The following is a 14,263-nucleotide window of genomic DNA, read 5'->3' as shown; positions in this document are numbered from 1 at the left end:
GAACGTGTTCGCCTGGTGGGGTCGAACGGTGTACCGATTCCGATACGCAGTGATCGGGATCATGGTCGCACTGTGCCTTGGTGGCGGCGTGTACGGGATGAGCCTCGGCGAGCACGTCACCCAGAGTGGCTTCTACGACGAGGGCAGCCAATCGGTCGCCGCATCGCTGGCCGCCGATGAGGCCTACGGACGCGACCGAACGAGCCACGTCGTGGCGATCCTCACGCCGCCCGACGGTAAGAAGGTCGACGACCCCGAATGGATGAAGTCGACCGTCGCCGAATTCGACCAGCTGGTGGCAGACCATCCTGACCAGATCGAGGCGTGGGTGGGATGGCTGAAAGCGCCAACCACCACGCTCGCCACGGTGCAGCAGATGAAGACGGCGGACCTGTCGAAGACATTCGTCAGCATCCCGCTCAAGGGCGACGACGACGACTCAATCCTCAAGAACTACCAGACGATCGAACCGGATCTGCTGCAGGTCAACGGCGGCAACATCCAGCTCGCAGGCCTCAACCCGCTGGCCAGCTCGCTCACCGGCACCATCGGCGAGGACCAGAAACGCGCCGAGGTGGCCGCCATCCCCCTCGTCTGCGTCGTGCTGTTCTTCGTGTTCGGCGGCGTGATCGCGGCGGCCCTGCCGGGCATCATCGGCGGCCTCACCATCGCGGGGGCGCTCGGCCTCATGCGACTGGCCGCCGAGTTCATGCCCGTGCACTTCTTTGCTCAGCCCGTCGTCACGCTGATGGGCTTGGGTATCGCGATCGACTACGGGCTGTTCATGGTCAGCCGCTTCCGTGAGGAGATCGCCGAGGGCTACGACACCGAGGCCGCCGTCCGGCGCGCCGTCATGACGTCGGGCCGCACGATCATGTTCTCCGCGGTGATCCTGGTGGCCTCCTCGGTACCGCTGCTGCTGTTCCCGCAGGGCTTCCTGAAGTCGATCACCTACGCGATCATCGGCTCCGTCATGCTCGCGGCGATCCTGTCGATCACCGTGCTGCCCGCCGCGCTCGGCATCCTCGGGACCAGGGTCGACGCACTCGGCGTGCGTTGGCTGCTGAAGTTCATCGAGTCGCCCCCGGTTGTCTCGGATCCGAACAACCCGCGCAGCAACACCTTCGCGATCGCCTCGATCCCCGCCGGCCTGCTGCTTCCGCCGGTGGGTCTTTGGCTGGGCCACCGGGCGCGCAAGCAGATCCGGGCGACCGGCGAACAGGGCGCCCAGTTCGCGTTCATCGGCCTGACGCTGGCCTACATCACGCTGCTCGGCGGGCTCGCCTACGCCGCAATCGCGCTGAAGGACACCGTCGGCACGGCGCTGTACTGGGTCATGCTGGGCGTCGTCATCTTCGTCGCCGTCATCGTCGTCGGTCTTGCACTCGCGCGCTACGTCCCGCTCGCCCGCACCCCGATCGTCTGGTGGGTGAACTGGCTGGCCGAGAAGACGCAGAAGACCAAGACGCGCGCCGAGGTCGAGAAGGGCTTCTGGGGCAAGCTCGTCAACGTCGTGATGAAGCGGCCCATCGCGTTCGCCGCACCCATCGTGATCTTCATGGTCATCCTCATCATTCCGCTGGGACAGATCGCTCTGGGCGGCATCAGCGAGAAGTACCTGCCGCCGGATAACCCGGTGCGCGTCGCGCAGGAGGACTTCGACAGGACCTTCCCGACTTTCCGCACCGAGCCCCTGACGCTGGTCATAAAGAACACCGACGGCGAGCCGGTCAGCGACCAGCAGGTCGCCGAGATCCGCAACAAGGCCATGGCCATCTCCGGCTTCATCGAGCCCGACGGTGACGCCTCGAAGATGTGGCAGCCACGCGGCGGCAACTCGCAGGACCCCTCGGTCCGGGTGATTCAGAACGGTCTCGAGAACCGCGGCGACGCCGCGAAGAAGGTCGCGGAGCTCCGCGGGATCTCGGCGCCGCGTGGTCTGGAGATCATGGTGGGCGGCACGCCCGCGCTGGAACAGGACAGCATCCACAGCCTGTTCGCCAAACTGCCGCTGATGGTCGCGCTGCTGATCATCACCACGACGATCCTGATGTTCCTGGCCTTCGGATCGCTGGTGTTGCCCATCAAGGCCGCGCTGATGAGTGCGCTCACGCTTGGCTCGACGATGGGCATCCTCACGTGGATGTTCGTCGACGGCCACGGCTCGGGCTTGATGAATTACACGCCGCAGCCACTGATGGCGCCGATGATCGGCCTGATCATCGCGGTCATCTGGGGCCTGTCGACCGACTACGAGGTGTTCCTGGTGTCCCGCATGGTCGAGGCCAGGGAGCGCGGAATGTCCACCGCGGAGGCCATCCGAATCGGCACCGCCACCACGGGCCGACTGATCACGGGCGCCGCCCTGATCCTGGCCGTGGTCGCCGGCGCGTTCGTGTTCTCGGACCTGGTGATGATGAAGTACCTGGCCTTCGGTTTGCTGCTCGCGCTGCTGCTGGACGCCACGATCATCCGGATGTTCCTGGTGCCCGCGATCATGAAGATGCTCGGCGACGACTGCTGGTGGGCACCGCGCTGGATGAAACGAATTCAGGAGCGGCTCGGCCTCGGCGAGACCGAGCTACCCGACGAACGCAAGCGGCCTACCGTCCGCGAGCCGGAGGAAGCCCTGGTCGGTGCCGGAGCCCTGGCTCTGCCGCCAGGCCGACCGCGACCGCCTCACGATCCGGGACATCCCGAAGGTGGCCTGCGCCCAGGCGTCCCGGGGCGACCAGGGCCCGTGTCCGTGCCGCCGCGGGCGAATCCGCCGTCGGCGGCCAGCACCACACGCATCCCGACGCAAGCGCCCCCTTCGCCAGCCGCGGAGCCTCCGACGACGCGGTTCGCGGCCCCGAAGAGTCCGGCCGCGCCGCGAAGTTCCGCGAAGCGCCCGCCCGCCGCTCCCGCGCGGGGCTCCAGCGCGGCGGGCAACCGCGAGATCGAATCGTGGCTCGGTGACCTACGCGCCGGCGGTCCGAGTGCGACGCCACCTCCGTCGAACGAGCCGCCGACGCGGGCGATGCCCGAGCAACGGCCCCGGACGCCGAAGCCGGCCCCCAGCGGAAACGAGCCGACGACCGCCATCCCGGCTCAGCGCCCCGACGCGGACGCCACCGAGAAGCTCGAAGCCCAGGACGACCAGCCGAAGCGACGGGGCGGTGGCGGCGTCAGTGCTGCGGATCTGCTGCGTCGAGAGGGCCGGCTTTAGGCTCGACGTCGTCGGGTTCGGCCTTGATCGGCGGACCCACTTCGGCCTCCAACACCTGCTCCTCCGCGGCCGGGTCCTGCGCCAGTAGCACTCGTACCGAGCTGTTGAGGAACGCGACGATCGGTACCGCCAGCAGGGCTCCGATGATTCCGGCGAGCACGCTGCCCCCGGCGATCGCCAGCACCACGGCCAGCGGGTGCACCGACACCGCGCGACCCATGACCAGCGGCTGCAGAATGTGCGACTCGAGTTGTTGCACCGCGATGATCAACCCCAACGTGATCAACGCGAACACCCAACCCTTGGCGATGAGCGCAACGATCACGGCCAGCCCGCCGGCGATCACCGCACCGATGAGCGGGATGAAGGCGCCGAGGAACACCAGTGAGGCCAGCGGCAGCGCGAGGGGGATGCCCATGATCGCCAGGCCGGTGCCGATGCCGATGGCATCGACCAGTGCGACGAGGAACGTCGCCCTGACATAGCCGATCAGGGACGCAAACCCGGCACGCCCCGCGTCGCGGACGCGTTCCCGCACGGTGACCGGGAAGATCTTCGTGGTGAACGCGTAGATGTTGCGACCGCCGTGCAGCAGGAAGATCAGCGTGAACAACATGAGCAACGCGCCGGCGACGATCTCGGTGATGGTGCCCGCCGTCGTGAAGACGCCGGTGGTGAGCTTGGCCTGGTTGCTCTGCAGTGCGTCGATCGCGCCGGTGGTGAACTTGTCGATCTGCTCGGCGCTGAAGTGCGAGAACACGCCGGTGGTCAGCCACTCCTTGGCGCCGTTGATGCTCTTGGTCACCTGTTCGACCAAAGCCGGTGCGCCCTCGATGAATTGACTGATGACGAACGTCAGGATGCCGCCGACGACGGTGAAGCCGGACAGGATCACGATCGCCACGGCCGCACCGCGCGGCAAGCCGCGCCGGTCGAGCCAGTCGACGACCGGGACCAGCATCGCGGTCACCATGGTGGCCAGCGCGAACGGCACCACGATGAACTCAAGATGCACGACGACCCACAGCAAAGCCAGTAGCCCCGCAAGGATGACGAGCAGCCGCCACGACCAGGCCGCCGCCTTCCGCACTAGCGGTTGCACCGACGCGTCGGCAACTGAGTCAACGGACGAACCCCATGGCATGTCGGTACTGTAACGGCCTCGACGCGCCCCAACGACGCACGTTCCCGCAGTGTCCTGCGCCGTTACTCTGTAGGGCGTGTCTGAGGGCGCCCTCGAGGGCGGCGGCGAAGCGACGCGGGAAGCGTCGTCGCCCAGCCGCCCGCGTGGCAAATATTGGTGGCTGCGCTGGGTGGTCATCGGCGTCGCCGTCACCGTGTTGGCGGTCGAAGTCGTGCTGGTGTGGGACCAGCTGTCGAAGGCCTGGAAAACCCTGCTGTCGGCCAACTGGTGGTGGGTGCTCGCCGCAGCGGTCGCGGCGCTCGCGTCGATGCACAGCTTCGCCCAGATTCAGCGCACCCTGCTGAAGTCCGCGGGCGTGCACGTCAAGCAGTGGCGCTCGGAGGCGGCGTTCTACGCGGGCAACGCGTTGTCGACGACGATGCCGGGCGGGCCGGTGCTGTCCGCGACGTTCGTCTATCGGCAGCAACGCCTTTGGGGCGCCTCCCCGGTGGTGGCGTCCTGGCAGCTGGTCATGTCCGGGGTGCTGCAAGTCGTCGGCCTGGCGTTGTTGGGTCTGGCGGGCGCCTTCATGCTGGGCGCGAGCAGAAACCCCCTTTCGCTGATCTTCACGCTCGGCGGATTCGTCGCCCTGCTCCTGCTGGCCCAGACCGTGGCCAAGAACCCGCAACAGATCGACGGCATCGGCGTGCGCATCCTGTCGTGGGTCAACTCGGTGCGCGGGAAACCCGCCGACACCGGGCTGGAGAAGTGGCGCGAAATGCTCCGGCAGCTGGAGTCGGTCAGCCTGAGCCGACGCACGCTGTCGACCGCGTTCAGCTGGTCGTTGTTCAACTGGATCGCCGACGTGGCCTGCCTCGCGTTCGCCGCATACGCAGCCGGCGGCCGCCCGTCGCTCGCCGCGCTGACGGTCGCCTACGCGGCGGCTCGGGCCGTCGGGTCGATCCCGCTGATGCCCGGCGGCCTGTTGGTCGTAGAGGCGGTTCTGGTACCCGGTCTGGTGTCCAGCGGAATGACGTTGGCGTCGGCGATCTCCACGATGCTCATCTACCGGATGGTGAGCTGGATCTTCATCTCCTCGATCGGGTGGGTGGTGTTCTTCTTCGTGTTCCGCACCGAGAAGGACATCGATCCCGACGCGACGCCCGCCGAAGCGCCAGACGAACCCGAGCCCGAGCCCAAGCCCTAGGAGCGACATGAAAACCGTTGTGCGAAGGGCGATTGCGGTCGTCGGCGTCGCCGTACTCAGTGCCGGCTGCACGAGCTCCGCCACGGATACGGCCACCTCGTCGACCTCGTCGGCGCCAACCACGACCACGGCCGAGGTAGGCGCGGCCACTCCAGTGCTCGCGAGCGTCATCGCGGCGCCGGTGCCCGTGCCCGCGACCGACGGAAGGGTCCATCTGGCATACGAGTTGCAGCTCGTCAACGCGATGGGCTTCGACGTGACGCTGACGTCGCTAACGGTCAAGTCAGGGGATCAGCCGTTGCTGACGCTCACCGGTGACAAGCTGGCCTACTGGACGCGTGCCCTGGGCGCCGGTCAGACGCCGACCACGAAACTCGGTCCGGGCCAAGGCGGAATCGTCTGGCTCGACGTGGAAGTAGATGGCGGGACGCCGGTGCCGACGGAGTTGACGCACACGCTCGACGTCACGCTCGCCAAGCCGATGCCGCCGCTGCTGCCCGCCACGATGACCGAGGACGTCGCGCACGTGACGGTGTCGGACCATCAGCCTGCCGTCATCTCCCCGCCACTGGACGGGCCAATGTGGTTGGACGCCAACAGCTGTTGCGATATGACCGCGCACCGGATGGCGATGAACCCGCTCAACGGAGCGCTGTGGGCCGCCGAACGCTTCGCCATCGACTACGTCCAGCTCAGCGCCGACGGCACCGTCTACAAGGGCGACCGGTCCAAGCCCGAGAGCTACCCGTACTTCGGTGCGGACATTCACGCGGTGGCCGATGGGCCCGTCGTCGGCGTGATGGAGGGGCTGCCCGAACAGGTCGCGGGCCAGAGTCCGACCGGGCTACCGCTGGACCAGTACGGCGGCAACCACGTCGTGCAAGACATCGGCGGCGGCAACTACGCCTTCTACGCGCACCTGAAGACGGGCAGCGTCAAGGTGAAACCGGGTGACCAGCTGACGTCGGGGCAGGTCATCGCCAACCTGGGCAACACGGGCAACACCGATGCTCCACATCTGCACTTCCACGTGATGAGCACACCGGACCCGTTGCGGTCCAACGGGTTACCCTTCGTGTTCACGTCCTTCAAGTTGGATGGCATGATGCCGTCGATGGACGCGCTCGACCCGGTCCTGCTGGGCAAGCCCGCACCGATGAAGCCTGGATTCACCCCCCGCGACGAAACCGACACCAGCCCACTGGTGCTCGACGTCATGAGCTATGCCAATGGCTAGCGGCACGCGCGTGCGGCCGGTGGCCGTCGCCTTGGCCGCCGACGTGTTGTGCGTGCTGGTGTTCTGTGCGATCGGTCGGCGCAGCCACGCCGAGGGCGTGACGCTCGCCGGAGTGGCCGAGACCGCGTGGCCGTTCCTGACGGGCACGGCGGCCGGATGGCTTGCCGCCCGCGCTTGGCGAAGCCCAACGTCGGTGACACCCACCGGGCTCGTCGTGTGGTTGTGCACCGTCGTCGTCGGCATGCTGATTCGCAAGGCGACGTCAGAGGGCACCGCGCTCAGCTTCGTGGTGGTCGCTTCATTGGTGACCGCCATCCTGCTACTCGGCTGGCGCGGCGCCGCAGCGATCCTGAATCGCCGCTGACGGCCGACTCCAAGGCTGAATCTGGTTCCGGCTCAGGAGAAGTCGCTACGATCAAGGTTGCGCGCAACCCACCGAGCGGACTGTCCGACAGTTCGATTCCACCGCCGTGCAACTCGGCCTGTTGAGCGACCAGCGCTAGTCCAAGCCCAGAGCCGCCCGGCACCGCGGTACTCCCTCGGGCGAACCTGCCCATCACCGCCTGGTGCTCGTCGGCGGGCAGCCCGCGCCCGTTGTCGTCGACGACGATCGTGAGCACGTCGGGGCCCCGGCGCTCCGACTCGGGATTCAACGGGCCGGGTGTCCTGTGCGCCGCCAGCACGATCCGACTGGCCCCGCCGTGCGTGATCGCGTTGCGGACCAGATTGTCGACGGCCAAACGCAAGCCGCCGGGCCAGCCCTCGATGCTGCCAATGTTCTCGTCGGCCTCCACCAGGAGCTCCGCGGTACTGGCCCGCATATTCTCCCGCGCGACCCGATCGAGCATGTCGGTCACGTCGATCGGCTCGCGGTCCTCGGCCTGGGCGAGTTGGCCGGACGCGAGCTGCCCGAGGGCGGTGATGATGGCCTCCACGCGGCGCTGAGCGCGCGCCAGATCAGCCACCACTTCGTCGCGTTCATCGGCTGGCAGGTCGTGAATGCGCAAGGTGTCGATGTCGGCGCGCATCGCCGTCAGCGGCGTCCGAAGCTCGTGCGCGGCGTTGGCCGCGAAGTCCTGCGCAGCCTGCAGCGAGTTGGTGGTGACCTGCTGCGCCGCGGCGAGCCGGCTCAGCATGCCGACCATCGCATCGGACAACTCCTCGGCTTCCCTTGCTCCCTTCACCGCGTCCATCTCCGAGCTGCCCTTGCCCAGTCGCATGGTCTGCTCGGTGAGCCGCCGCAGCGGCCGGATGGCGGGACCGGCCAGCATCCAGCCCAGGCCGGCCGCGATCAGCACGGTGACCACGCCAACCCCGGTGTAGAACGGAATCCTGGTCCGGTTCAGCAGCGCGCCCTCCGCGCGGATGCCGACCGAGACGAGCAGGTTGTCTTGCTGTTCCATGAGGATCGTGCGCACCCGATAGTCGACACCGTTGACCATCACGTTGGCGGTGCCGGGCTCCAACCGGGGCAGCTGAAAGCCGCGCTGGAACACCACCTGACCGGTGGTCCGCGTCCGTCCGGTGGTGAGCACCGCGTGGGTGGGGTCAGCGGACTGGTCGGGGTCGACGCTCGCTTCGACGATCGAGTCGAGCCGTCGGTCGAGTTGTTCCGCATCGTTGTTCAGCAGCACCACCGACGTAAGCACGGTGAACACAGCCACCACCGCCGACGCCGCGACCGCAGAGGCGATGGCCACCCGGGTGCGCAGCGAGGCCGATCGTCCGAATCGGGGAAGCCGCACGCGACAAGGCTACGGTTCGTCGCGCAGGACGTAGCCGATCCCACGCACGGTGTGGATCACCCTTGGGCGATCGTCACGTTCGAGCTTGCGGCGCAAATAGCTGATGAACACGTCGGCCACGTTGGTGTCGACGTCGAAGTCGTAGCCCCACACCAACTCGAGCAGCCGCTGCCGAGACAACACGACACCGGCGTTCTCCGCCAACACAGCCAGCAGGTCGAACTCCCGCTTGGTCAGGTCGGCGCGCTCGCCGTCGACGAACACCAGCCGCCGGGCGGTGTCGATGGTCAGCGGGCCGACGGTCATCGTGTCGGACGGTCGATCCGAGTGACTCGACCTGCGCAGCAACGCGTGCAGCCGCGCGACGAGCTCGCCGAGATCGAACGGCTTCGTTAGGTAGTCGTCCGCGCCTGCCTCGAGCCCGGCGATGCGGTCGTTGACGGTGTCGCGAGCCGACAGCACGCAGATCGGGATGTCGTTGCCCAACGCGCGCAAGGCGGTTACCACCGCGACACCGTCGAGCTCGGGCATCTGGACGTCGAGCACCAGCGCGTCGTGCGACTCGTTGGACAGCAGCCGCAACGCTTCCTTGCCGGTGGCGGCGACCCGCACGTCGAACCCCGAGTGCCGCAATCCGCGCGCCACAGAGGTCCTCACGTCCGGATCGTCGTCGACCATCAGGACCATGCGGCCTGCGCCTTCATGCGCCGTTGCGGTTGCCATTGTCGGGGTAGTTCCGCTCTTCCTCACAGGCGGGAGGTGCCCCCAACCCGCCAGTGACTCACCCGCCCCGAACGAAGACTACGGAATGGCAGGCGCAGGCGCTGTGCCGCAGCGGTTCTTCAGATCGACCAACGGCTGGCGGATGCCCGTCAGGTCGGCCTTCACCGATGGGTTGTCATCGAGGTAGTCGGCGACCTCGGTGCGGACCTCGTCACGCGGCTTGCCCTCGAGGCTGGTGAAGAACCAGTTCACGTCGGGGTGCGTGAACAGGTACGCCGACGTCGAAGCCGACACACCCGACGCCACGCCCGCCAGGTCGGCAGCCGTGCAATTCGGGGGGTTGAGGGCCGGATCGTCGGCCATCGCCGACGGGATCGCACCGAACAGCATGGCGCTGGCGATCGCACCGGCGCCCATTGCGCCAGCAACTACGCGCCGTCCAGCACGGGCCGAGAGCAACATGATCAAGCTCCTTCACGAATTCTGCAGTCTTGGTTGAAGGCCGTAACCGAGCGCGGTTGCCGACTACGAAGAGCTAATCAGAATCCGGGACTACTTTCTTGGCTTGCGCACAACGAGTTCCAAGAAAGCCGGAACGCGCTGGTCACGGGCATGGCGTGCGACGTTCGCGCGGGTCGTGCGGGGTGCGCCGGCTACCCCGTAGCGGTGAGCGACGGCCCCGGCAGCGGCCCCGAACCCCTGGTCGCCGCCGTCGCCGGGCTGGACTGGGCCGGCCCGACGGTTCCGGGAACGGTGACGGTTTGTACCGTCTGCTGCGCTCCCGGCAAAGCGGCGGGCGCCTGGGCCTGAGCACCCTGCATCAAGCCGAGCACCTGCGGCAGGGTCAGCGGCAGCTTGCAGCGCGTGGACAACACCACGAGCGGCGACTGCAGCTGCTGGATGTCCTTGCCCGCTTGCGGGTTGGCGTCGAAGTACGTCTTCAGCGACCCCAGCGACTGCGGTCCGGGCTGCTGCTGCGAGATCGTGGTGAGCGCCTGGTTGGTCTCCGGGTGCGAGTCGAGGTAGTTGCCCGTCGCGGTGGCGACCGATCCGACCGTCCTGGCCACCTCGCTGGCCGCACATGGGTCGGACGCGGCGGTGGCCGACGGCGAGTTGGGCGCCGTCATCGCGAACACCACAACGCCGCCTGCGGCGGATATAGCGAACATGGCGCCGAGGCGGCGGCGCGCGCGTCTGGCGGTCGTCTTCATGGCTGACTCCTTATGGCGTGCGAACGCACTCGTCGGCTCGCACGCACTCGCGATCGGTGTGAATCCCATTGCCCGACCCGAACTGACCCGAAGGCAATAGTGCCATCGCCGACGGGCCCGCGCCCAATCCACCCAGCAAATACGCAGGTGGCGATCAGGAGAATCGCTGGCTCACACGGGCCGGTACCAGGCCGTCGGGCCGTCGCGGAGCGGGTCACCCTACCTCATGCTGCGGTACGCTCACGCTACGAAACGCCAGGCCGAAGGCATCACACAGACAGAGGTCCGCCATCCAGCAGTTCATGATGCGGTTGAGCAGCAACCTGCGGAGATATCGCTGGGTCGTCTTCACGGCATGGCTGCTGCTCTTGGCGCCCTCCATCTACCTCGCGCTGAACCACGCGGGGAATCTCACCGGCGGCGGGTTCGAGGTCGCGGGCTCCCAGTCGCTGCACGTTGAGCAGCAGGTCGAGGACCACTTCCCCGATCAGGGCGCCTCGCCGCTCGCGCTCGTCGCGGCACCGCGGGCCGACGCCTCGTTCGAGGACATGAACGCCGCGGTCACCCAGCTCGAACGCATCGCGGCCGAGGTGCCCGGCGTCCACGTCGTCGCCAACGCGGCGCAACCGGCCCCAGCGCCTGACCGGCCCTACGTCGTCACCCTGCAAACCGACTTCGCCAGCGGCAGCGTCGACATGGCCAAGGAGTTGCGCAAGAAGATCGGCATCGACGGCGAGCAACCCGGCCAGACCGACGACGGCAGGGTCAAGCTCTACGTCATCGGACAGGGCGCGCTGGGCGCCGCGGCAAGTGAGGCCACCAAGCACGACATCGCGCAGGCCGAGAAGTGGAACCTTCCGATCGTCATGATCGTGCTGCTTGCGGTCTTCGGATCGTTGGCGGCGGCGGCCATGCCGCTGGTGCTCGGCGTCTGCACCGTCGTCGTGACGATGGGTGTGGTCTACCTGTTGTCGATGTACACGCAGATGTCGGTGTTCGTGACGTCGACGGTGTCCATGTTCGGCATCGCGCTCGCGGTCGACTACTCGCTCTTCATCTTGATGCGCTTCCGGGAGGAACTGCGCTCCGGGCGCGACCCCGCGCAAGCCGCCGATGCGGCCATGGCGACGTCCGGGCTCGCGGTGCTGCTGTCGGGCCTGACGGTGATCGCGTCGATGACGGGCATCTATCTGATCGACACACCGGTGCTGTCGTCGATGGCCACGGGCGCCATCCTCGCCGTCGCGGTGGCCGTGCTGACGTCGACGACGTTGACGCCCGCGGTGCTCGCCACGTTCGGCAAGGCGGCGGCCAAGCGCTCGTCGTGGCTGCACGTCTCCCGTCGGCCCGAGACCACCCAGTCGCGGTTCTGGACGCGCTGGGTCGGCTGGGTGATGCGGCGACCCTGGTTGTCGGCGATCGCCGCGACCACCCTGTTGTTGACCCTTGCCGCGCCTGCGTTCGCGATGACGATGGGCAACAGCCTGTTGCGGCAGTTCGAGCCCACCCACGAGATCCGCGGGGGCGTCAACGCTGCGGCCGAGGCGCTGGGCCCAGGTGCGTTGGGTCCGATACGCGTGCTCGTCACGTTCGGGGACCGCAACGCGAACGGGCCGGAACACACCGCGGCGCTCGACGCGGTGCAACGGGAGATGAGTCAGGGTCCGAACGTCGTCAACGTGTCGCCGCCGGTGTTCGGCAACGACAACCGCAGCGCGCTGCTGTCGTCGGTGCTGTCCGTGGACTCCGAGGACAAGGGTGCCCGCGAGACGGTCGACTGGATGCGCGCCAACCTGCCTGCCGCGGCGGGGCCGCGCGCCGACATCGACGTCGGGGGGCCGACCGCCCTGATCAAGGACTTCGACGATCGGGTCGCGGCGACACAGCCGCTGGTGTTCGTCTTCGTGGCGCTCATCGCGTTCGTGATGTTGTTGATCTCGATCCGTTCGGTGTTCCTGGCGCTGAAGGGCGTCCTGATGACGGTGCTCTCGGTGGCCGCCGCCTACGGAAGCCTGGTGGTGGTCTTCGAGTGGGGCTGGTTCGAGGCGTTGGGCTTCAAGCAACTCGAATCGATCGACAGCACGATCCCCCCGCTGGTGCTGGCGATGACGTTCGGCCTGTCGATGGACTACGAGATCTTCCTGCTGACCCGCATCCGGGAACGGTTCCTGCAGACCAACAACACGCGCGACGCCGTCGCCTACGGGGTGAGCACCAGCGCCCGCACCATCACCAGCGCGGCCCTGATCATGATCGCGGTGTTCATCGGCTTCGCGTTCGCCGGCATGCCGCTCGTCGCGCAGCTCGGCGTGGCCTGCGCCGTCGCGATCGCCGTCGACGCCACCGTGGTCCGGCTAGTGCTGGTGCCCGCGCTCATGGCGATGTTCGCCCAGTGGAACTGGTGGCTGCCGCGCTGGCTGGACCGCACCCTTCCGTCGGTCGACTTCGAGAAGCCGCTGCCCAAGGCCGACATCGGCGACCTCGTCATCATTCCCGAGGACATCTCGACGCTGGGCCCGTCAGGTGCCGACATCCGCACCGTGGTGCGCTCGGCCGCGAAGCTGAAGAGCCTCGCCCCCCAGACCATCACGATGGCCGACCCGCTGGCGTTCAAGGGCTGTGGGCCTGCGGCCGCGTTCGGCGAGCAGATGAAGAACGGCACCAAAGTCAACGGAAGTCCACGCAACGGGACCAACGGCGCGCACAGCACGAACGGCACCAATGGATCCAACGGCGCGCACGGCACCAACGGGTCGAACGGGGCGCTCGCGACCAACGGCACGAACCGCACCCGCAAGCTGCGCCAGCCGATCCACCCCGTCACCGTGTGGCGCGGCAGGCTCTCCGTCGCGCTCGACGCGCTGTCCACCGCCGCCGAGCTCGACCCGCCCGTCGTGCGACGGCTAAGTCCGATGGAGACCACCAACGTTCAGCTGCCCACCGGTGACCGGCTGCAAATCCCCACCGGCGCAGAAACGTTGCGGCTCAAGAGCTACCTCATCATGTGCCGCAACAGCGCCCGCGACTACGCAGAGTTTGCCGAATTGGCCGAGTCGATGGACACTCAAACTGCGGCAGTGGTGCTTGCCGGAATGGACCGGTACTACTGTGGGCAGCGCTCGAGAAGGCAGTGGGTCGCCACCCAACTGGTTCGCCGGCTGGCCGACCCGCACCCATCGGACGAACACGATGCGTCGGGCCCCGACGCGGACGAAGATTGGGCAAGAGTCAGGCAGCGTTGCCTGTCGGTTGCAGTAGCGATGCTGGAGGAGGCGAGGTGACGTTGACGACGGACGCACACGGTGGCGTTCCCAACGGCGCTCCCAACCGTCCGCATGCCACGGCCCAGACGGCGGCCCGGCGTCCCCAGGTCGATCGGCGGCCAGTCGAGTTCTGGCCCACGTCGTCCATTCGGGCGGCGCTGGAGACCGACGACCTGACCACCTGGCAGCGCATCGTCACCGCGATCAAGCGCGACCCCTACGGCCGCACCGCGCGCCAGGTCGAGGAAGTCCTCGAGACCGCGCGCCCGTTCGGCGTCTCGAAGGCCATGGCCGAGGTGCTGTCGCGCACCCGAGCGCACCTCGAGGAGACCGAGTGCGCCGAAGTGGCGCGTCACGTGCGCATGCTGCTCGAACGGTCCGGACTTGCGCAGCAGGAGTTCGCCTCGCGGATCGGCATACCCAGCGACCAGTTCGCCGAGTTCGTGAGCGGCGCGGTGAGTCCGTCGGCGTCGCTGATGATCCGCATGCGACGGCTCTCCGACCGCTTCGCCAAGATGCGCGGCGAACGCACGGACTGACGCCCCT

11 protein-coding genes are annotated in these 14,263 nt (G+C 67.7%); 6 read left to right on the top strand and 5 right to left on the bottom strand.

The window, feature by feature from the left end:
- The first annotated feature begins 4 nt into the window (after positions 1-4).
- Complete coding sequence (locus SLQ33_RS07645) at positions 5-3,208, top strand: MMPL family transporter (RefSeq protein ID WP_319453190.1); 3,204 nt, start codon at positions 5-7, stop codon at positions 3,206-3,208.
- Here SLQ33_RS07645 and SLQ33_RS07640 read toward each other — a convergent pair.
- On the bottom strand, positions 3,168-4,352 hold the full coding sequence (locus SLQ33_RS07640; RefSeq protein WP_319453189.1) for an AI-2E family transporter: 1,185 nt from the start codon (positions 4,350-4,352) through the stop codon (positions 3,168-3,170). The two genes, SLQ33_RS07645 and SLQ33_RS07640, sit on opposite strands and share 41 nt — an antisense overlap.
- A 76-nt stretch (positions 4,353-4,428) precedes the next feature.
- On the opposite strand from SLQ33_RS07640, the gene SLQ33_RS07635 reads away from it, so the two are divergent.
- From SLQ33_RS07635 to SLQ33_RS07625, 3 genes are read left to right on the top strand one after another with little or no spacing between them, the layout of a single operon-like run.
- Entirely contained in the window at positions 4,429-5,538 is a 1,110-nt protein-coding gene (locus SLQ33_RS07635; RefSeq protein WP_319453188.1) for a YbhN family protein, read from the top strand.
- A gap of 7 nt (positions 5,539-5,545) precedes the next feature.
- Positions 5,546-6,775 carry a M23 family metallopeptidase gene (locus SLQ33_RS07630; protein ID WP_319453187.1) on the top strand — a complete coding sequence of 410 codons (1,230 nt, stop codon included), beginning with the start codon at positions 5,546-5,548 and terminating at the stop codon, positions 6,773-6,775.
- A complete protein-coding gene (locus SLQ33_RS07625; RefSeq protein WP_413467597.1) occupies positions 6,768-7,139 on the top strand; it encodes a DUF3054 domain-containing protein in 372 nt (123 codons plus the stop codon). The genes SLQ33_RS07630 and SLQ33_RS07625 overlap by 8 nt, the downstream gene beginning before the upstream one ends.
- Here the strand turns inward: SLQ33_RS07625 and SLQ33_RS07620 are convergent.
- From SLQ33_RS07620 to SLQ33_RS07605, 4 genes are all read right to left on the bottom strand, one after another.
- Entirely contained in the window at positions 7,054-8,520 is a 1,467-nt protein-coding gene (locus SLQ33_RS07620) for a HAMP domain-containing sensor histidine kinase (protein ID WP_319453185.1), read from the bottom strand. The two genes, SLQ33_RS07625 and SLQ33_RS07620, sit on opposite strands and share 86 nt — an antisense overlap.
- A gap of 9 nt (positions 8,521-8,529) precedes the next feature.
- The gene (locus SLQ33_RS07615) at positions 8,530-9,243 is read right to left on the bottom strand and encodes a response regulator transcription factor (RefSeq protein ID WP_319458263.1); all 714 of its coding nucleotides are present in this window, start codon (positions 9,241-9,243) and stop codon (positions 8,530-8,532) included.
- Between the two features lie 78 nt (positions 9,244-9,321).
- Positions 9,322-9,705, bottom strand: coding sequence for a heme-binding protein (locus tag SLQ33_RS07610; protein ID WP_319453183.1), 384 nt, complete (start codon positions 9,703-9,705; stop codon positions 9,322-9,324).
- Positions 9,706-9,896: 191 nt separating this feature from the next.
- Entirely contained in the window at positions 9,897-10,454 is a 558-nt protein-coding gene (locus SLQ33_RS07605) for a hemophore (protein WP_319453182.1), read from the bottom strand.
- Positions 10,455-10,756: 302 nt separating this feature from the next.
- Between SLQ33_RS07605 and SLQ33_RS07600 the strand changes: the two genes are divergently transcribed.
- Entirely contained in the window at positions 10,757-13,735 is a 2,979-nt protein-coding gene (locus SLQ33_RS07600; RefSeq protein ID WP_319453181.1) for an MMPL family transporter, read from the top strand.
- Positions 13,732-14,256, top strand: a complete 525-nt coding sequence (locus SLQ33_RS07595; RefSeq protein ID WP_413467596.1) for a helix-turn-helix domain-containing protein — start codon at positions 13,732-13,734, stop codon at positions 14,254-14,256. Before SLQ33_RS07600 ends, SLQ33_RS07595 begins: the two co-directional genes overlap by 4 nt.
- Positions 14,257-14,263 lie beyond the last annotated feature (7 nt).

The sequence above is a fragment of the Mycobacterium sp. RTGN6 genome, assembly GCF_033804605.1.
GTDB lineage: Bacteria > Actinomycetota > Actinomycetes > Mycobacteriales > Mycobacteriaceae > Mycobacterium.
This window is presented reverse-complemented; position numbering and strand designations above follow the sequence as displayed.

Coding starts and splice junctions, on each gene's coding strand:
- SLQ33_RS07615 (WP_319458263.1), bottom strand. CDS start 9,243: ATGGCAACCGCAACGGCGCATGAAGGCGCAGGCCGCATGGTCCTGATG.
- SLQ33_RS07605 (WP_319453182.1), bottom strand. CDS start 10,454: ATGAAGACGACCGCCAGACGCGCGCGCCGCCGCCTCGGCGCCATGTTC.
- SLQ33_RS07630 (WP_319453187.1), top strand. CDS start 5,546: ATGAAAACCGTTGTGCGAAGGGCGATTGCGGTCGTCGGCGTCGCCGTA.
- SLQ33_RS07640 (WP_319453189.1), bottom strand. CDS start 4,352: ATGCCATGGGGTTCGTCCGTTGACTCAGTTGCCGACGCGTCGGTGCAA.
- SLQ33_RS07610 (WP_319453183.1), bottom strand. CDS start 9,705: ATGTTGCTCTCGGCCCGTGCTGGACGGCGCGTAGTTGCTGGCGCAATG.
- SLQ33_RS07625 (WP_413467597.1), top strand. CDS start 6,768: ATGGCTAGCGGCACGCGCGTGCGGCCGGTGGCCGTCGCCTTGGCCGCC.
- SLQ33_RS07600 (WP_319453181.1), top strand. CDS start 10,757: ATGATGCGGTTGAGCAGCAACCTGCGGAGATATCGCTGGGTCGTCTTC.